At 40.2% G+C, this 18,454-nt stretch carries 25 protein-coding genes; 11 read left to right on the forward strand and 14 right to left on the reverse strand.

Annotated features, from left to right (window positions below; genetic code table 11):
* Positions 1-63 precede the first annotated feature (63 nt).
* From ACKTS5_RS03115 to ACKTS5_RS03125, 3 genes are all read left to right on the forward strand, one after another.
* On the forward strand, positions 64-1,023 hold the full coding sequence (locus ACKTS5_RS03115; RefSeq protein WP_408042377.1) for an NAD-dependent epimerase/dehydratase family protein: 960 nt from the start codon (positions 64-66) through the stop codon (positions 1,021-1,023).
* Between the two features lie 89 nt (positions 1,024-1,112).
* Entirely contained in the window at positions 1,113-1,703 is a 591-nt protein-coding gene (locus tag ACKTS5_RS03120; protein WP_408042378.1) for a thioredoxin family protein, read from the forward strand.
* 85 nt (positions 1,704-1,788) lie between these two features.
* Entirely contained in the window at positions 1,789-2,268 is a 480-nt protein-coding gene (locus ACKTS5_RS03125) for an ABC transporter ATPase (protein WP_408042379.1), read from the forward strand.
* A gap of 9 nt (positions 2,269-2,277) precedes the next feature.
* Here the strand turns inward: ACKTS5_RS03125 and ACKTS5_RS03130 are convergent, their stop codons facing one another.
* A complete protein-coding gene (locus tag ACKTS5_RS03130) occupies positions 2,278-2,814 on the reverse strand; it encodes a hypothetical protein (RefSeq protein ID WP_408042380.1) in 537 nt (178 codons plus the stop codon).
* 97 nt (positions 2,815-2,911) lie between these two features.
* Here ACKTS5_RS03130 and ACKTS5_RS03135 point away from each other — a divergent pair, with 97 nt between their 5' ends.
* Positions 2,912-3,193: a hypothetical protein gene (locus tag ACKTS5_RS03135; protein ID WP_408042381.1), complete on the forward strand. Its 282-nt coding sequence runs from the start codon at positions 2,912-2,914 to the stop codon at positions 3,191-3,193.
* A 75-nt stretch (positions 3,194-3,268) separates the two neighbouring features.
* Here ACKTS5_RS03135 and truB read toward each other — a convergent pair whose 3' ends face one another.
* From truB to ACKTS5_RS03175, 8 genes are all read right to left on the reverse strand, one after another.
* Entirely contained in the window at positions 3,269-3,982 is a 714-nt protein-coding gene (gene truB, locus ACKTS5_RS03140) for a tRNA pseudouridine(55) synthase TruB (RefSeq protein WP_408042382.1), read from the reverse strand.
* On the reverse strand, positions 3,983-4,777 hold the full coding sequence (locus tag ACKTS5_RS03145; protein WP_408042383.1) for an undecaprenyl-diphosphate phosphatase: 795 nt from the start codon (positions 4,775-4,777) through the stop codon (positions 3,983-3,985).
* Between the two features lie 2 nt (positions 4,778-4,779).
* Positions 4,780-5,022 carry a DUF3098 domain-containing protein gene (locus ACKTS5_RS03150; protein WP_408042384.1) on the reverse strand — a complete coding sequence of 81 codons (243 nt, stop codon included), beginning with the start codon at positions 5,020-5,022 and terminating at the stop codon, positions 4,780-4,782.
* Between the two features lie 24 nt (positions 5,023-5,046).
* A complete protein-coding gene (locus tag ACKTS5_RS03155; protein WP_408042385.1) occupies positions 5,047-5,925 on the reverse strand; it encodes a cell division protein FtsX in 879 nt (292 codons plus the stop codon).
* 79 nt (positions 5,926-6,004) lie between these two features.
* Entirely contained in the window at positions 6,005-6,409 is a 405-nt protein-coding gene (gene mce, locus ACKTS5_RS03160; protein WP_408042386.1) for a methylmalonyl-CoA epimerase, read from the reverse strand.
* Between the two features lie 35 nt (positions 6,410-6,444).
* Complete coding sequence (locus ACKTS5_RS03165; protein WP_408042387.1) at positions 6,445-6,987, reverse strand: hypothetical protein; 543 nt, start codon at positions 6,985-6,987, stop codon at positions 6,445-6,447.
* A gap of 2 nt (positions 6,988-6,989) precedes the next feature.
* On the reverse strand, positions 6,990-7,661 hold the full coding sequence (locus ACKTS5_RS03170) for a hypothetical protein (RefSeq protein ID WP_408042388.1): 672 nt from the start codon (positions 7,659-7,661) through the stop codon (positions 6,990-6,992).
* 61 nt (positions 7,662-7,722) lie between these two features.
* On the reverse strand, positions 7,723-8,343 hold the full coding sequence (locus ACKTS5_RS03175) for a DUF2589 domain-containing protein (protein WP_408042389.1): 621 nt from the start codon (positions 8,341-8,343) through the stop codon (positions 7,723-7,725).
* A 460-nt stretch (positions 8,344-8,803) separates the two neighbouring features.
* Here ACKTS5_RS03175 and ACKTS5_RS03180 point away from each other — a divergent pair, with 460 nt between their 5' ends.
* From ACKTS5_RS03180 to ACKTS5_RS03205, 6 genes are all read left to right on the forward strand, one after another.
* Entirely contained in the window at positions 8,804-9,466 is a 663-nt protein-coding gene (locus ACKTS5_RS03180; RefSeq protein ID WP_408042390.1) for a hypothetical protein, read from the forward strand.
* Positions 9,467-9,491: 25 nt separating this feature from the next.
* Positions 9,492-10,091 carry a hypothetical protein gene (locus tag ACKTS5_RS03185; RefSeq protein ID WP_408042391.1) on the forward strand — a complete coding sequence of 200 codons (600 nt, stop codon included), beginning with the start codon at positions 9,492-9,494 and terminating at the stop codon, positions 10,089-10,091.
* On the forward strand, positions 10,067-10,813 hold the full coding sequence (locus ACKTS5_RS03190) for a sensor histidine kinase (RefSeq protein WP_408042392.1): 747 nt from the start codon (positions 10,067-10,069) through the stop codon (positions 10,811-10,813). The genes ACKTS5_RS03185 and ACKTS5_RS03190 overlap by 25 nt, the downstream gene beginning before the upstream one ends.
* A 46-nt stretch (positions 10,814-10,859) precedes the next feature.
* Positions 10,860-11,504 (forward strand): response regulator transcription factor, encoded by a 645-nt coding sequence (locus ACKTS5_RS03195; protein ID WP_408042393.1) that lies wholly within the window; start codon positions 10,860-10,862, stop codon positions 11,502-11,504.
* Positions 11,505-11,543: 39 nt separating this feature from the next.
* Complete coding sequence (gene rbfA / locus ACKTS5_RS03200; RefSeq protein WP_408042394.1) at positions 11,544-11,939, forward strand: 30S ribosome-binding factor RbfA; 396 nt, start codon at positions 11,544-11,546, stop codon at positions 11,937-11,939.
* Between the two features lie 61 nt (positions 11,940-12,000).
* The gene (locus tag ACKTS5_RS03205; protein ID WP_408042395.1) at positions 12,001-13,206 is read left to right on the forward strand and encodes an ABC transporter permease; all 1,206 of its coding nucleotides are present in this window, start codon (positions 12,001-12,003) and stop codon (positions 13,204-13,206) included.
* Between the two features lie 29 nt (positions 13,207-13,235).
* Here the strand turns inward: ACKTS5_RS03205 and dusB are convergent, their stop codons facing one another.
* The 5 genes from dusB to ACKTS5_RS03230 form a co-directional block, all read right to left on the reverse strand.
* Positions 13,236-14,213: a tRNA dihydrouridine synthase DusB gene (dusB, locus tag ACKTS5_RS03210; RefSeq protein WP_408042396.1), complete on the reverse strand. Its 978-nt coding sequence runs from the start codon at positions 14,211-14,213 to the stop codon at positions 13,236-13,238.
* A gap of 93 nt (positions 14,214-14,306) precedes the next feature.
* Positions 14,307-15,170, reverse strand: coding sequence for a DUF5777 family beta-barrel protein (locus ACKTS5_RS03215; RefSeq protein WP_408042397.1), 864 nt, complete (start codon positions 15,168-15,170; stop codon positions 14,307-14,309).
* Entirely contained in the window at positions 15,152-15,532 is a 381-nt protein-coding gene (locus tag ACKTS5_RS03220) for a hypothetical protein (protein ID WP_408042398.1), read from the reverse strand. The genes ACKTS5_RS03215 and ACKTS5_RS03220 overlap by 19 nt, the downstream gene beginning before the upstream one ends.
* Complete coding sequence (locus ACKTS5_RS03225; protein ID WP_408042399.1) at positions 15,513-16,067, reverse strand: YceI family protein; 555 nt, start codon at positions 16,065-16,067, stop codon at positions 15,513-15,515. Before ACKTS5_RS03225 ends, ACKTS5_RS03220 begins: the two co-directional genes overlap by 20 nt.
* On the reverse strand, positions 16,048-16,410 hold the full coding sequence (locus tag ACKTS5_RS03230; protein WP_408042400.1) for a hypothetical protein: 363 nt from the start codon (positions 16,408-16,410) through the stop codon (positions 16,048-16,050). The genes ACKTS5_RS03225 and ACKTS5_RS03230 overlap by 20 nt, the downstream gene beginning before the upstream one ends.
* A 241-nt stretch (positions 16,411-16,651) precedes the next feature.
* Here ACKTS5_RS03230 and lepA point away from each other — a divergent pair, with 241 nt between their 5' ends.
* Positions 16,652-18,448, forward strand: a complete 1,797-nt coding sequence (gene lepA, locus ACKTS5_RS03235; protein WP_408042401.1) for a translation elongation factor 4 — start codon at positions 16,652-16,654, stop codon at positions 18,446-18,448.
* Positions 18,449-18,454: the final 6 nt, after the last annotated feature.

The following is an 18,454-nucleotide window of genomic DNA, read 5'->3' on the forward strand; positions in this document are numbered from 1 at the left end:
TTTTTCTTTTGTGAATTCTTAAATTTAATACTTTTGTATGCCTATATTTTTGAATTATTAATAATGAGTGAGACTATACTTATCATTGGGGCCTGTGGCCAAATTGGAGTAGCTCTAACGGAAAGGTTGCGAGCTATTTACGGAAATCAACAAGTAATCGCATCTGATATTAGAGAAGGCAGTGCAGCGTTGATGGAATCCGGCCCATTTGAAATTGTAGATGCTACTAACAAAGAAAATATTCAAGAAGTTGTCGAAAAATACGGGGTCACTGACGTGTATTTAATGGCAGCCATGCTATCGGCAACTGCAGAGAAATATCCGTTGAAAGGATGGGATTTAAATATGACTTCCCTGTTGGCGGTTTTGGAGTTGGCGAAAGAAAAATTGATTAAAAAGGTGTATTGGCCAAGTTCTATGGCCGTTTTTGGGAGTACGTCTCCAAAAATGAACACACCGCAACAAACTGTGATGGAGCCATCAACGGTATACGGAATTAGTAAGGTAGCCGGAGAACACTGGTGTAACTATTACCACGATAAATACGGTGTTGACGTTCGAAGTATTCGCTATCCAGGAATCATCAGTTGGAAAACCTTGCCCGGAGGAGGAACTACAGACTATGCTGTAGACATCTATTTCGAGGCGCTTAAAAAAGGATCGTTTGAGTGTTTCTTGAAAGAAGACGCACGATTGCCAATGATGTATATGGAAGATGCTATTGATGCTACGGTAAAAATTATGCAAGCTGCCCCTGAAGAGATCAAAGTGCGTACCTCGTATAACCTGGCAGCTATTAGCTTTACTCCGAAAGAGATTTCTGAAGAGATTAAAAAGTACGTTCCTGAATTCGAAATGAGCTACGCTCCGGATTTCCGTCAAGATATTGCGGACTCTTGGCCCGATATCATCGACGATACCCAGGCTCGTAAAGATTGGGGTTGGCGCCATGAGTACGATTTGAGTGCCATGACAAAAGACATCATCGAGAACTTAAAAGCGAATAAAGACTTGTGGTCGTAAGTATTTTAAAAAAGTACGTCTAAGCTATAGTGTAACCTAAGTAACGTTGTAGTTTGTACTTCCTCGTTACTTTTGCAAAAACAAGAGTCATGAAAGAAATTATAGAAAATAGCTTACAAAACGCCATGTCTTACGAGACGTATAGAACCTTAGTTCACGATTTAATTCAGGAAGGAAAATCGACAGGAGTTAACCAGTCGGACGATTTGTTGAATTACAGCACTTTGAACGACAAGCGCATGAAGCGTTTGGACAAAACTATTAAGATTTCTGAAGAGGCGAAAACGCAAGTGAAGGCTTTAGAGGAACAACGCACGTGGTTGGTCCTTACAGAAGGTTGGTGTGGTGATGCAGCTCAAAATTTACCTGTGATTAATAAATTGGCTGAAGAAAACGAGCAAATTGATTTAAAACTCGTGCTTCGCGATGAGCACCCGGCGTTGATGGATGCTTTTTTGACCAACGGTGCCCGAGCCATCCCAAAACTCATAGCCCTGGATGCCGATAAAAATGTAATTGGTACTTGGGGGCCACGTCCTTCTGAAGCGACGGCTATGGTTTTAGATTACAAAGAAAAAAATGGCAAATTGGATGCAGAATTCAAAAAAGATTTGCAAATTTGGTACAACAAAAATAAGGGTAGGAATACCGAGGGAGATTTACTATCATTATTGAGCTAATAATTAGAATTAAAAGTTGATAATCCGTTTGAACATTTTGTTTAAACGGATTTTTCTTTTGGTATCTTTGCCAAAAATTTATCAGATGTTTGTTACTAAAGATACGTTAACCGAAGACGCAAAGGTGTGGATATACCCAGCGAGTAGAAAGTTTTACCCGCAGGAATTGGAGGCGTTGAACGAAAAGTTGCGCAACTTCGTAGACGGCTGGAAAGCAGAAGACCCAGAATTCAAAGCGTCTTTTAGCTTGGAGTACCAGCGTTTTATCGTGTTTTTTGCCGATGAGCAAGCCGTGTTAACCAATGCCGATATCGATGCACAGGTTAGCTTTATTTTGGGGCTAGAACAAACGTACGAACTCGTGTTGATGGACAAGATGAACGTTTGTTTTAAGCAAGGTGATTTTGTGCAATACAAAGATGTCAAAGCCTTTAAAAAATTGTTGAAAGACAAGTCGGTATCTTCAAAAACTGTGGTTTTCGATAACTTAGTGCAAAACAAATACGAGTTTGATACGTATTGGGAAGTGCCTATTACTGAAAGTTGGTATAGTCGATTTTTGTAGTGGTTGCGCTTAAAATAGTGTAAATCCAATACTTATGGAAAGACTGTCTAAATAGCCGTTTTTGAAGCCTGCAATCATTTTTCGGTGATAGTCGATGCGGACGAACCCATCTACACTGTGTGAACTTAAGGACATAAAGCCCAATCCAAATCGATAGTAATTCCCGTTCGAGAAGCGATGCGAAAGACGAAACATCTGACCGTAACTCGCCTCGACAAATACCGCGCTACTTTCTTGGTGGCTGAGGTGGTATCGCAAACTTCCAAACATCGGAATTGCATTGATGGAGTAACTGAAGTGATGATCGTATCCCAGGTTAAAACTGGCGGCCCAACGATCGTCAAAATAATAACCTACCGAAGTGCGTAAAAGTATCGATTTCGGTTCGATAAGTGTCCCGCTACTGTCGTCATCAGCATCGTATTCTTGGTTGATGCCTAAGGTGGTTCCCAGTGAAGCACTGAAGAATGGACTGCCCTTTAAATCTTGTGCGTTGACCTGATAATAGCTGAAAAGTAAGGTGATAGCGAGTAGTAGTTTTTTCATGTAATTTGTTGTTTTTCCTAGTTTTACAAAAACTATTCCAAAAAGGCGATTGTAACATTTTTGTTTTTTGGTCGTCATATAGGAAAACAATGTAATCATGGAAAGAAGAAGAACCTTAGGAATATTAACGACCATTAGTAGTAGTAAATTTAGATCCCGTAAACGCGATTTGTTAGGCTTAACGTCTAGGAAACTCTTAGGGAAAAACACCAAAAAGATAGCCTTGAAGTTTCGACCGGTACCTCGAGAAAAGCTATTGGTATTCAGAGAAAAGTTTAAGCGACAATTGGCACGTCAACGCCAACAACAACAATTGCAGTTCGGTATTTTTAGCGCCGTAGTAGTAGCCTTAGTGACCAGTTTAATGTATTGGGTATAATAGCCCAGCATAGTATATAAAAAAACACCTAGTACGTTTGTGCTAGGTGTTCCTTTTTTATGGCCATGAAGGCAATCAATCGTTTTCTTCTGTGGGGGCTGTAGCGTCCAATGCGCTTACAAAGCCGTCGATACTCGTAGCATCATCAACAGAGAAATCACCTATTTTGGTTCTTCGCAATGCTGATAAGTGCGCCCCAGATTGGAGGGCTTGCCCAAAATCGTGGGCTAACGAACGAATATAAGTTCCTTTGCTACAAACGACTCTAAAGTTTACCTCAGGTAAATTGATGCTAGTGAGTTCAAAGGTTTGGATTTCAATAGAACGAGCTTTGATCTCGGTAGTTTTACCAGCTCTTGCCAGTTCGTACAAGCGTTTACCATCCTTTTTTATCGCCGAAAAAATTGGTGGTTTCTGAGCAATAACACCCAAAAATTGTTGGGTTACTTCGTGCAACATTGCTTCTGTAAGGTGTGCTGTGGGATATTCCTGATCAATTTCGGTTTCCAAATCGTAACTCGGTGTGGTAGCCCCCAAGGTAATCGTACCGGTGTACTCTTTAATTTGTCCTTGGTAAGTTTCGATGTTTTTTGTTTGTTTTCCCGTACAAATAATCAGTAAGCCAGTAGCTAAAGGATCTAAAGTCCCCGCGTGCCCCACTTTTATTTTTTTAATATTGAAGCGCTTCTTTATGTGCCAGCGCAATTTGTTTACCGCCTGAAATGAGGTCCACTCCAAAGGTTTGTCAATAAGTAAAACTTTTCCGTTTTTAAATTCTTCTAAAGTCATCTACATAAATAAAGCATATCCTATAGCGATACTACCAACTATAGCACAATAAATTGAGAAATATGATAATTTACTTTTCTTTACTAAGGCAATCATCCAGTTACAGGCTAGTATTCCCGATACAAAAGCAGCAACAAAGCCTGCGGCCAATGGAGTTACTGAGGTGTCACTAAAATTGATATCACCCCCTAAGAGGTCCTTGGCTACTTTTCCTAATATTAAGGGTACCACCATTAAAAATGAGAATCGAGCAGCTTTGGTACGGTCGATTCCGAGTAATACGGAGGTAGAAATTGTTGCTCCAGAACGCGATATTCCCGGTAACATGGCAATGGCTTGAGAAATACCAATAACCACCGCGTTGTTAAAAGTGACATTTTTCGAAGTGTTTTTCGCTTTGTCAGCTAACAAAAGAAGGGCAGCAGTTACGAGTAACATACAACCTACTAACAATATTTTTCCGCTGAAAAAACTTTCGAGTTCTTCCTCAAATGCCAATCCGATGATAACCGCCGGAATCATTGAAATGATAATTTTCAATGAAAATTTCATTTCATCATTCCAGGTAAACTGGAACAGTCCTTTAAATATCTGAGCTATTTCCCTTCGGAAAATAACGATGGTACTGAGTGCTGTGGCTGCGTGGAGTACCACGGTAAACGTCAAGCTCTCCTGCGGTACGGATTGATCGCCAAACAAGGCTTTTGCTAATTCGAGATGCCCGCTGGAAGAGACGGGTAAAAATTCTGTCAATCCTTGAATCAATCCAAGGATGATCGCTTCTAATATATCCATGCTTATTTTTTAGGATTGGCTAAAATAGCATAAATTTCAATGCCCAATCCAATAATTACTAGGGTTGGAGCCAAGCGAATACGTCGCCAACTGTAGAGTTCTTCATTGAAAACATTGGGGTCATCACTACCGCCACCTGCCATCAGTATGAATCCCAGCGCTATAACGGCCAAACCGATAAGCATAAAGGTATAGTTGCGTTTTCCGAATAAAAATTCTTTAGAATTGTTGTTTTCGTTTTTCATGGTATGAGTTTTAAGCGAATCGGCTTAGTAGTATAAGTCGTTCGTTTGTAAGTTTAAGAATCGTTGTGTGGCAAAGAAGGTACTGATCCAAGTGATAAAAAAAGCGGTCAGTAATACGCCCCCTGTAACATAAGCAAGGGCTGTGTAATCTTTCGTTAAGGCCAATGTAGGAACGTAGTCATCCACGTAATAAATGACAATAAATAGCGATACCAAGGCTACCAAAGCTCCGATAAGCCCCAATTTGATGCTCTGCCAAATAAATGGTTTGCGGATAAAGCGCTTGGTAGCTCCAACCATTTGCATGGTTTTGATGTTGAAACGCTTTGAGTAAATGGCTAATCGGATGGAACTGTTGATCAGAATAATAGCGACAAGCCCAAAGAAACCACTTAAAATAAGTAGCCAAAAACTGATGCGCTTGATGTTTTTAGTCAGCTGAGTTACGAGTAATTTATCGTAGTTGACATCTGCGACAAACTTGTTCTTTTGATACTTCTTTTCAATACGCAGCATTTCTTCAGGGGTAACAAAAGCTGCTTTTAGTTTAATGTCGAATCCATTTTTTAACGGATTGTCACCTAAAAATTTAATAAAATCTTCTCCTAAATCTCTTTTGTAGGCCTTCGCAGCTTCCTCCTTACTCACGTAGCGTACGTTTTTTGTAAAGGGTTCCTTTGCCAAAGCTTCTTTAAAACTCGCGATTTGTTTTTTATCTAAATCGTCTTTTAAAAAAAGCGTCATGACAACCTTTTCTTTAAAGTGGTTGGCAACTTTTGTCGATTTTAAAACAATTAATCCGAGCATGCCAATCATAAAAAGTACCAAGGCAATACTGATGACCACTGAAACGTAAGAGGATTGCAGTCGTCGTTTTTGAAAAGAATCAAAAGATGTAGTCATGATTAATAGGCTATTTTAACTGCGCAAGATACTAAATACTCGTCAGTTATTAGTGTTGTCAATTGAGTTTACTTCGTTTTTACAAGTCGGCATCCTGACAGAGCTCAATGAGCACGCCATTCGTGGTTTTGGGGTGTAAAAAGGCAACGAGCTTGTTGTCTGCTCCTTTCTTGGGAGTTTCGTTTAAAACGGTGAACCCTTCGTTTTTAAGGCGTTGAATTTCTGCGTGAATATCGTCGACAGCAAAAGCGATGTGGTGGATTCCCTCACCTTTTTTTTCTATGAATTTAGCAATCGGACTGTCGGGTTTTGTGGCTTCGAGTAATTCTATTTTGTTAGGCCCCGTTTTAAAAAATGAGGTCTTAACTCCTTCGCTAGCGACTTCTTCAATTTTGTAATGAGGAGCTCCAAACAACGAAGCAAATAATGCATTTGACTGCTCTAAATCCTTTACGGCAATTCCGATGTGTTCTATTTTATTCATAGGGTAAAAATAACAATTCTAGTCGGATAGTTTTGTTATAAATTTTCTAATTCTATGTGTTTGCCCAGTAAAAGGAGGACATCGGTTTTGTTGAGGTGGGTAAGTATTTGAATACTGATGGGTTTTAGCTGTTCGTGTTGCGAGCAAAACTGCCATATTTGTTGTATAAATTGCGTAAAATCGTCCTTCGGATCGTATCGGAATTGGCCGCTTTGGTAAATGAGTGTTAAGAGCTGTTGAAGTAGGTTGACCCCGAGTTCGAGTTTTTCTTGATGTTTTTGGTAACATGCCCACAGGTCGTCCTGAGCTTGGGTTAGCAGCGATGAGGCTAAAAAGAGCCCTTCTTTTTTTTTCGACGAACCCGTAGGGATAAACGTAGCGAGTTCCCCCCGTTTTACGGAAAACTTTGAGACCTCAGGCATGTTTAGTTCTTTGAGTACACTTTCTGTTTCGAGTAACCAAGTGCCGATACTTCGCATACTCAAACTACTTTTGCGCTCGAGCTGATTGACCAAACCGGGGATGGCCGCCAGCTGCTGCTCGAGCTGTTGTGTGATTTTTGTGACAGATTTACGCATGATTATTCAGGTAATAGTTTCGATTCTTGCTCTCCTTTGTCATTTTCAGAGGTAAACCATTCCATTCCTTCTTCGTTGAGTGTCATTTTGATACGCACGATATTTTCTGGATTGATTTCCTGAAGTTTGTGGGCTTCTACGATGACCTTTGGCTGTTGTTTGGTCGTCGCTTTTGTTTGAATGGCGGGCGTAAGTGCTTCGTAGAGTTGAGCAGTGAGTAGTTTTACGTTTACGTTTTTGCGGTATACAGCACTAAAGCGTTCAGCCACGCGATAGGCGTATTGCTTGAGAGCCGATGGTACGTCGTTTTGCGCCTTGATGTTTTTTTCTAGTAATTCGCTCTCTTCTGCGATGAGCGATCGTATCGCGGTCGAAATTTTTCGATCAAAGGCCGTGACTTTGGATTGGTTTTTTAACAGCGTATAGGTCTGTGAGTTGAACGCGACATTGTCGATAGGTTCGTACTGTGTATCTAATTGGGCTTCGAGTGATCCGATGGCTACAGGAATGGACAGTTCTATTTGTTGCGCCTTAAATCGAGGAATAGAAAAATGTTTGAGCAAATCGTGTTTTGCGAATTTTTCTGCAATCTCCAAGGATTTTAAGTCCGACATCAAGCGTGCTTCGGCGAGGCTAGTGGCAATACCTCCTAAATATTCATTTAAATTTACCATAGTGTTTGCGTTTAAGAAGAGGCTGCGTACCACGGGTACGCCTACCTCTTAACATTAGTGATTATGCTACTGCAGCGATACTGTCTTCGAGCATGTCTAAAATTCTACTCAACCCTTCTGGCAACTCGTCATTTACGGCGCGTACTTTTACTCCTAGGTTGTAGGTTTTATCTACTTTAACTCCTTGTGAAGTGTTGCGCTTGTACGAAGCAGAAGCTTTGAAGTTCACAATTTTGTAATTGATTCCCAACTCTGCACTTGCGGCGAATTCTGAGGAAACGTTTCTCGTTTCTGTCGAACTTAAGCGAGCATTGAAATCGATGTTTACTTCGTCGATGCGCAGTGATGGAATGGTTAACATGGTGAGGAAGGGAACCTTGATTTCTACCTCATTTTCTAAATACGTGTTGGCAGTGTCTGTTGAAGGAGGAAGTCCTTCAGCGGCTAAATCGGCTGCAGATTTACCAAAATGTGGATTGGGAACCGATTTTTTGTATTGAAAATCTACATAGCGAAGCGAATCGACAGTTGCCGGATCTCCGTCGTTTTCAAATCCAACTTCTTGGATAAAGTTAACGGTGGCCATAGAGGCAGCCGTTTGTGCTTGAATGGCAGCCTGTAAGGGTCCACCTACGTACACGTTAAAGTCTAGACTGTTCAATTCTGGAACTAAATTTGGCATGGTTTAAAGTTTTAATGTACCTACTCTGTTTGGTATACGGCTTTTCGGTTTGCGCCGAGTATTTCGAAATAACTGAGGCAAAGTTCTGAGAGATGATAGCTTTTTTTTCGAGGAGAATTCCTAGAATATCAGAAGAGAATTACGGTGTTTTACACCTGTATTTAACCGTGAATAGTTAAGGAGTATTCCTTGGTGAAAGGGGAAAAACACCCGAAAAGGAAACGGAGGGTGCAGGTGAGAAGTACGCTTTGTAGTTGGCGCAATTACTAGGAACTAAATCAATATTTTTTGGGCAAGAGGGGAAGTCTGCTAATTGGTCAAGTGAAAAAACTGCAAGCATTAGGGGGATTTTCCCCTTTATTTTTTTTAAAGTCTTGATTTAATTGGGACTGTGAAAAAATACCTTGCTATATTGTACAGCCCCGTGCTATATTTGGCTAACTAAAAATCAAACCAAATCATGAAAAAAATGAGTTTTTTAAAGAGAATCATCGTCCGACTTATCAAAATGGTAGGAAAGGAGTTTGCTTGTGAGCTTTGTGAGGACTACAACCAGGATAAAGGTGTTTTTTGTTACAAAGACGAAGGGAGAACCAAAGAAATGTTGAGTTACCCGCAAGTGATAGAAATGTTGCAGGTGTACGATGAACACTGCATTGTGCCCTTTGAAAAAGCCATGGGATATGAAGATGCACGTATCAATACTTTTGATTTTGTACAATTTAAAAAATACTTAGGGCACGTAGAAAATTTGAGTAAGAAGGCAGGTATTGCCATGACGGGTATTAGTTTTATTTCTGTAGGAAAACTGCACGCCGATGACGGTAGAGAGTACAGTAGTTTAATTTATATGCCTTCGACTACGGTGGACGGTGCACAAGTGTTGTACGATCCAGTTCAGAGTTACCGCTCAAAAGCACTCGTGACTTTTGGAGAGATGCTGGCAAAACACGGCTATCAGTGGATTTATGATACCAAAGAGACCTATAAGAAAGGCAAGCGAAAAGACAATAAATACCAGCTTCCGGTCATGATGAAAGCGACAAATTCATTGAGAGATGGTAATGATTTTGAAGAAAGTGGAGCTGCCAACCTAAGTCATCTAACACCTCCTTATGCGTAATTCTTAATCTCTTAACTCAGCCAGAATGTTCCAAAATCTTTCCCTCTTCTTTCAAATTAGCACAGCCGTACTTAGTGTAGTGTATCTGAAGCGGTATGCAAACCAACCGTTCTACAAGTTTTTGGTAGCACTGCTACTGCTCATTGCGCTGGTCGAAAGCATCGGAACGTTTGTGTATTCTTTTAAGATCGATAGCTATTATCTGTCCTACGGTTTTATAGCGTTCCAAAATTTGTTGGCCTTGCTGTTGTTTCGAGTATTGGTAGGACAACGGAAAATTCTATGGCTGTTGTGGTGGGCATTTTTATTCGTGTGGTTGTGGTACTTTGAGGCAAGAGCTCAAATCACCAAACCGGTAATTTTTGGTTCTCTCTGTATCGCGGTGTACGCCTTGTGGTATTTGAGAGAATTGCTGTTGTCGGATAAGATTTTGGTGTACAAAAAAATGATCTCGTTTTGGGTAGCTGTCGCTTTTTTAATTTTTCACCTTTCGTCGGTTCCATTCTTTAGCATGGTTCACTACATGCAAACCCGAGGATTGTTTTTTGTATTAAATGTTCTTATTATCTTGATGAACTTATTGATAATTTTTGGATTCGTATGCAGCAAGAAGGAGAAATATTAATTGTGACGACCCTGGTCATCGTTATCGTAGTGGCTTTTTTAGTGCTGCTATTTTCGGTGTTTCAACGGAGAAAAAATAAATTACTGGAAGATCAAGAGGCCATAAAAAAACGCTTTGAAAGAGAAATTGCCGAAACGCAGATAGAAATTCGAGAAGAAACCTTGCGAAGCATCAGCTGGGAGTTACACGACAATATTGGACAGCTGTTGACACTGGCAAAAATTCAATTGCAGCAGGTAGACTCAGAGGAACTGAAAGATATTACGGAAACGATTAGCAAGAGCTTGTCAGAAATTCGATCGCTCTCCAAGTTGATCAACCCTGAATTCATCAATAACATCGCTTTTACAGACGCCTTGCAACTGGAAATAGATCGTTTTAACCGATTAAATTACATCGAGGCGAGCTTGGAAATTGAGGGGGCCGTTCAAACGGTGAATCAAAAGCACGGAATTATCATGTTTCGCGTATTGCAAGAGTTTTTTTCCAATACCATTAAGCATTCTAAAGCTTCGGAATTGTGTTTGCATCTGAAGTATACCCCTGAAGCACTTCACATCCGCGTGCGCGATAATGGAGTTGGCTTTGATATGGACAAGGTTGCCTACAAAGGACTTGGATTACAAAATATAAAAGCGCGTATAGAATTGATAAAAGCCCAAGCGGAACTAAAATCGGAGCCTCAAAATGGTACAACTTTGATAATTAATTATTATTTTTAAGCATTCCCCATTGTAGCAGAAGAGGAAACCTAAACTGAACTTTATTATGAAATATTCTGTAGTTGTCGTCGACGACCACACGTTGTTGTCGCAAGCAATCGAAGGTATGGTAAACACTTTCGATAAATTTAAAGTATTGTATACTTGTAAAAACGGAAAAGAACTCGCAGAAAAATTTACAGGATCACCTAAAAATGTCCCTGACATTGTTTTGGTCGATGTAAACATGCCTGTAATGAACGGGATAGAAACCACGCAGTGGATAGTGGAGCACCATCCGAAGGTACACGTGATGGCTTTATCGGTAGAAGATGCCGATACCACCATTTTAAAAATGTTGAAAGCAGGTGCTGTAGGCTATTTGCTAAAAGACACGAAAAAGGAAGTCCTAGAACGCGCTTTGATGGAATTGATGGAGAACGGTTTTTATCATACCAAAGAAGTGACCAATTTACTGTTGGAGTCCGTATCTGGAAAAAATGGAAAGAGTACTATCAAGTTTAAGGAAAACGAATTGACCTTTATGCGTTTGGCTTGTTCCGAGTTGACGTACAAAGAAATTGCCGAGAAAATGTTTCTAAGTCCTAAAACGATTGACGGGTATCGCGATAGCCTGTTTACAAAACTCGATGTCCGAAATAGGGTAGGACTTGTGATGTACGCGATAAAAAATAAAATCTATACGCCTTAAACACTAGAGCCCAAAGAAAATATTCCCTAAATTTGCAGCATGGAAGAAACAAATAGACAGCGAAAAATAGCAGGCGTACTCCAGCAAGACATAGTGGATGTATTACAACGCGCTGCTCAGGACGGAATGAGAGGAGTGATTATTTCTGTATCTAAAGTATCAGTAACAGCAGATTTAGGAGTAGCAAAGGTGTATTTGAGTGTTTTTCCTTCTGAAAAAAGAGAAGAAATCATCAAAGGAATTGTTTCTAATACGCCAGCAATTAGACACGAGCTCGCACAGCGTACGAGAAATCAATTGAGAAGAATGCCAGAGTTGTTGTTCTTCGGTGATGACAGTTTAGATTATATCGAAGAAATCGATAAGTCGTTGAAAGGTGAAGATCTAGATCCTATTAAAAATCCAGACATACTCCCGAGACGTCAAAAAAGATAAAAGGCTATGACTTTATAAAAAATTCACCTACTTTTGGTTTGTTGAATTTTTAACGAGTCTATTGAATTTTTCACTTTATATAGCCAAAAGGTATTTATATTCTAAGAGCAGTACCAATGCCATTAACATCATCACATTTATTGCGATGTTTGGAGTGGTGGTTGGTACTGCTGCTTTGTTTATAGTACTGTCGGGATTTTCTGGTTTGCGAACTTTCAGTGACTCGCTGTTAGAGGTTTCCGACCCCGATCTTAAAATACTGCCAGCTACAGGAAAGAGAATTCAGTTTTCTCCCGAACTCCACGGCATGCTCAACAGCTCGAAGTCGGTTGTTACCTACGCCAAAGTATTGGAGGAACGCGCTTCACTCATGTATCGCGATAAAAATCACATTGCCTATATCAAAGGAGTGGATACCAGCTTTAATCAGGTGGTGGCCATCGATTCGGCTGTGGTATTGGGAACCTGGTTGGACTATGAATACGTGAATACAGCAGTGGTTGGATCCGGAATTTCTTATGCCCTTTCATTAAATGTGGGAGACCTTGGGGAACCGTTAAAAATGTACGTGCCTAAACCCGGGAAGAAGTTTATCATGAACCCGAACAAAGCATTTAACTCCGTAAAAACGCAAGTGATAGGGATTTATACTGGTTCGGAAGAATTTCAAGGGAAATTCGTGTTTACCAGTCTGGCTTTAGCACAAGAATTGTTGGGGTACGATAAAAATGAGATTTCTGCAATCGAAGTAAAGCTGGTTCCAGGAGTAAAACCCAAACAGGTCAAAGCTGAATTACAACGTCAGTTGGGAGCGGGCTATGAGGTAAAAACCAAAAAAGAACTCAATGCCTTGTATTACAAGGTGGTAAATACAGAGAACTTTATTTCCTATTTGATATTTACCTTGATCATTATCATTGCGCTGTTTAGCGTTATAGGGTCTATTATTATGATGATTATCGACAAGCGTAAAAATTTAAAAACCTTGCTGTTTATAGGCGCTAGTTTGGCGGATATCAAAAAGATATTTGTGTATCAAGGTTTTTTACTAGTTCTGGTAGGAATGTGTATCGGACTCTGCATCGGTGGAGCCTTAGTAGCTTTGCAATTGCAGTTTGGTTGGTTTAAAATCACAGCGAGTATGCCCTATCCGGTAGAACTGCGTTGGAGTAATTTTATCGTGGTGGTTTTGACCATTATCTGTTTAGGATTTATAGCGTCAAAAATTGCGAGTGCCCGAATCTCCGCTTCCTTTATTAACAAATAAAAAAAACAGCGAATCGCTGTTTTTCTTCATTAACTAAATTTTTCTTTGACGAGTTCAAAGGTGTCAAATACTACTTGCGGATCATCGCTAGTAACCATTTTTAAACGGTACTCTTTAAAATGCGGGATTCCTTTAAAATAGTTGGTATAATGTCTGCGTGTTTCCACAACTCCGAGGTGCTCTCCTTTCCAGTCGATCGACATTTCTAGGTGGCGTCGTGCCATTTCTGCACGTTCTGCAATGGTTGGTGGCGCTAGGTGTTCACCTGTTTTAAAATAGTGCTTTACTTCGTTGAAAAACCAAGGGTATCCTATAGAGGCTCTACCAATCATACAGCCGTCAAGTCCGTATACATCACGCATTTCTTTGGCTCTTTCAGGAGAGTCCACATCACCGTTTCCGAACACTGGAATGTGCATTCTAGGGTTGTTCTTTACCTCGGCAATAGGGCGCCAATCGGCATTTCCTTTGTACATTTGAGCACGTGTTCTACCGTGGATAGAAATTGCTTTGCACCCTACATCCTGAAGGCGTTCTGCTACTTCCACAATGCGGATAGAGTCGTGATCCCAACCCAAACGCGTTTTAACGGTAATTGGTAAGCTGGTGTGTTTTACCATGGCTTCTGTAAGCTTTACCATCAAATCAATATCCTTTAAGATTCCGGCTCCAGCTCCTTTAGAAACGACCTTTTTCACCGGGCATCCGAAGTTGATATCAATAATGTCGGGTTTTGTTTTTTCAACAATCTCTACTGAGCGCAACATCGAATCCAAGTTGGCTCCAAAGATCTGTATTCCTACAGGGCGCTCTTTTTCGTAGATGTCTAACTTCATCACGCTCTTTGCAGCGTCTCTAATCAATCCTTCCGAAGAAATAAATTCTGTGTATACTACATCTGCACCGTTTTCCTTACATAGGGCTCTAAAGGGAGGGTCACTTACGTCCTCCATAGGAGCTAGTAACAACGGAAAATCTGGTAACTCTATATTATCAATCTTAACCACACTAAAAAATTTTGGCAAAGTTAACTTTTATTTTTTAGGTATAAAAAAAGGTTTCTGGTAGCAGAAACCTGTAGTAAGGGTGTTTTCAAGGAGTTAAAATACACGGACAATATTAAAACCAAAGGCAATATCTCCTTCAGCTTTGCTAATAAAGCCTGGTTCGTTGGTCGATTGCGCATTGGTAAACAACAGTTGAAAAACATGTCCTCCTGTTTCTATATCCACCCCAAAAGTATAGGGATTGGTAAATTTTGAGTTGCTATCACGGTTAAAGTTATGCACGTATTCAGCGTTTAAACTCACGCGCTTGCTAATTTTATAACGACCTCCTAAGCCTAAGGCAAATTGATTGTGGTTGGCGGTAATTGTATTGTTGAGGTCTTGTAAGTTTTCGCGAATGAAGGTCGGAGCTAATTCTAAGGAAAACGCTTTAGAAAAGCGTCGAGAAGCGAGCACTTGAAGGCTGTAACTGTAACGGTCGGCATCTTTCAGAGCAGGAAAGGTGGCTGTGTTGATTAAGGTGTTGCGGTATATTCCGGCATAGCCTACGAGGTTTACAGGAAATGAGGAGGATTGTTTGGCAATTCGAAACTTGGTATTTGCCGCATAGGTACGGTCAAACGATTCTCGGCTAATACTAAACTGTACGCCTTCCCAAAAGCTGTAAAGTAATTCAATTTTAGTGTTGGCATTGTCCAAGCCTAAAAAGGTGTCGAAGCCATCGCTAAGCGGACCAAAGCGGTGCGAAACGATGAGGTATAAGTCACCCTTATCGGCAATTTTTGTCGATTGGAGATTGCCAATTTTTAAGGTCTTAAAAGCCGGAAGTACAAAGTGCTGTTCTTGACCATCCGTATCGAGTTCATCAAGCAGGTCATCCTGTGCCCACAATCCTGAAGGAATGGCGCAAAGCAGCCCCATAATTGCGAGTGTTTTTCTTATTTTTCTAGAATACATTGGTGTAATTTTAATTCATTTAACAGTTCGTCATAGCCAATAACTTGACCTTTAATGTTTATTTTTTGTGCTTTACTCAAGGAGTTCTTTTCTGTCATCTGACAAAAGGCAACGGCATCTACCAGTACGCCGTCGGCGAGTAACTCCGTTACAACTCCAGTCAAAACAACAGTTTTACCGTTCCACGAGGTCGGTTCTTTTTGGAGTTTTGTCAGAAAATCGTTGGTAGTTCCGCGGTAAGCTACGGAGCGTTGTTCCGTAGTTTTAGGCGCTTGAAAAAGGTATTGATAGATTCCAAAACTGTTCAGTGTGATCGCTAATAAACCGATGAGAAACCACTTTTTATTTTTTTGAAAGTTCATAGTGTATACTAATACGTATGTTTTTCGCTATTTTTTTTCGAACAATACTCGGAATTTCAATGCCGAATTCAGCCGCCGTTACCTCGAATGTCCCCGCTAATACCCACTGTCCTTTGTTAGGGGTGAAGCGAATGGGTAGGGTAACTTTCTTTGTTTTTCCACGTATGGTAAGCGTTCCACTAAGGGTATATTCGCGCATAGTACTGCCATCAAAGCCTTCAAAACCCTGAATTTTCCCGCGAAAAGTCGCCTTAGGAAAGCTATCAGAATCCATGTAGTTTTCATTAAAGTGTTCTTGCATTAAAGCCACTCTGAATTGAAAGGAGTTGATGAACACTTGAGCCGCGAAATCACCGCTATTTGTTAGGATGGCCGAACTGCTATTGCTCGTTGCTTCAACGGGTTCAAAAGCATCTACTGATGCTTTGAACTCCGTAGTACCCGTTCGGGTAAAGTATTTTTGTGCGCACATGCTTTGACTCGTAAAGAATAAAAGCAGGCAAAGGATGCGGATATTAATTTTCGAGATATCCATCCGTTTTCCATTTGGCAATTATAGCAACAACGGTAGAATTTTGTCCCGATGGCGGCATGGGATTAGAGCTGCTGTTGATTCGGGCGATGAGATTTCCGTTTTGTGCTGCATTTTTTACCTGAGTGTAATTGGTAAGGGGAAGTCCAGCCTGTGGTGAAACGGCATCGTGACAAGCCGATGTAGCACAACTGTTGTTGATTAAGGTTTTTACATCTTTGTCATAGGTCGTTTTGGTGGCCGTCGGTGTCGGGTTGTTGTCTGGCGGTGTCACTTCTGAAGAGGAACAGTTAAAGAAAAAGAGTGAAACACTCAGTACAAACAGGGATTTGGTTACATTTTTCATTGAATTGTTGTTTTTGTGATTTGTTAGTAGTCGTGTAAAAACACTATTGATTACATAGTAAATTACTATTTTTTTTAACTATTTGCAAGGTAGTTGTGTTTATGTGTTTAGAATATAACAATTTAAAGGTGTTTTTCCCTACTTTTTGACTAGGGTTATGATTTTTATGTGCGGAAATTAATTTGCTTACGGCCTGAAATAGCGTATCTTTGTCGGTCATCAGTATATTAGGATTAGATACATGAAAAACATTAGAAATTTTTGCATTATTGCGCACATTGATCACGGTAAAAGTACCTTAGCCGATCGTTTGTTGGATTATACGCAAACGGTAACGGAACGAGAAAAGCAAGATCAATTATTGGATAGTATGGATTTGGAGCGCGAGCGTGGTATTACCATTAAATCGCATGCAATTCAAATGGAGTATACTCATGAAGGTGAAGAGTATATCTTTAATTTAATTGACACTCCTGGTCACGTAGACTTTTCGTACGAAGTGTCACGTTCTATTGCGGCTTGTGAAGGAGCATTGTTAATTGTAGATGCTGCGCAAAGTATTCAGGCACAAACAATATCTAACTTGTATTTGGCTCTAGAAAATGATTTAGAGATTATTCCGGTGTTGAACAAAGTAGATTTACCAAGTGCGAATCCTGAGGAAGTTACTGATGATATTGTTGATTTATTAGGTTGTGACCCAGAAGATGTTATTCCTGCCAGTGGAAAAACTGGGTTTGGAGTTGATAAAATTCTAGAGGCGATCATCGATCGAATTCCTGCACCAAAAGGAAATCCTGATGCACCGTTAAAAGCCTTGATCTTTGACAGTGTTTATAACTCATACCGAGGAATTGAAACCTATTTCCGTATACTTGACGGTTCTATTAAAAAGAATCAGAAGATTAAGTTTATGGCTACGGGCAAGGAGTATTTTGCCGATGAGGTTGGAACTTTAAAATTGAATCAAGTACCTAAAAAAGAAATTAAAACTGGAGATGTAGGTTACCTAATTACTGGTATTAAAACAGCGAAAGAGGTTAAAGTTGGTGATACAATTACCGATTTTGTGAACCCTACCGAAGAAGGAATTGCTGGTTTCGAGGATGTAAAGCCAATGGTATTTGCTGGGATTTATCCGGTAGATACTGAAGATTATGAAGAACTGCGTGCTTCTATGGAAAAACTGCAGTTGAACGATGCTTCGTTGGTGTTCCAGCCAGAGAGTTCTGCTGCACTTGGATTTGGATTCCGTTGTGGATTCTTAGGAATGTTACACATGGAAATTATTCAAGAGCGTTTAGAAAGAGAATTTAATATGACCGTGATTACCACGGTTCCCAACGTGTCGTACCACGCGTATACCAACAAAGAACCGGATGAGATTATCATTGTAAACAATCCGTCTGATTTACCAGACCCATCAAAACTAAACCGAGTAGAGGAGCCGTTTATCAAAGCTTCGATCATTACTAAATCGGATTTTGTGGGGCAGGTAATGAGCTTGTGTATCGAAAAGAGAGGGCAGATTGTGAATCAAACGTATTTGACACCGGAACGTGTTGAGTTGATTTTTGAAATGCCGTTGGCAGAGATCGTTTTCGATTTCTACGATAGACTTAAAACAGTTTCGAAAGGTTATGCTTCGTTCGATTATCACCCAATAGGAATGAAGAAATCGAAGTTGGTACGTGTAGATATGCTCTTAAACGGACAGTCGGTTGATGCCTTATCATCGTTATTACACGCCGACAATGCCTATAATATCGGTAAGCGAATTTGTGAGAAATTAAAAGAATTGATTCCTCGACAACAATTTGATATCCCTATTCAGGCAGCAATTGGAGCTAAAATTATTGCGCGTGAAACGGTAAAAGCCCTGAGAAAAGACGTAACAGCCAAGTGTTATGGAGGGGATATTTCACGTAAGCGTAAATTATTAGAAAAACAGAAAAAAGGTAAAAAGCGTATGCGCCAAGTAGGAAATGTAGAAATTCCACAACAGGCGTTTATGGCAGTACTAAAACTTAACGATTAATACAAA

This window comes from Tenacibaculum litopenaei (assembly GCF_964514025.1).
GTDB lineage: Bacteria > Bacteroidota > Bacteroidia > Flavobacteriales > Flavobacteriaceae > Polaribacter > Polaribacter litopenaei.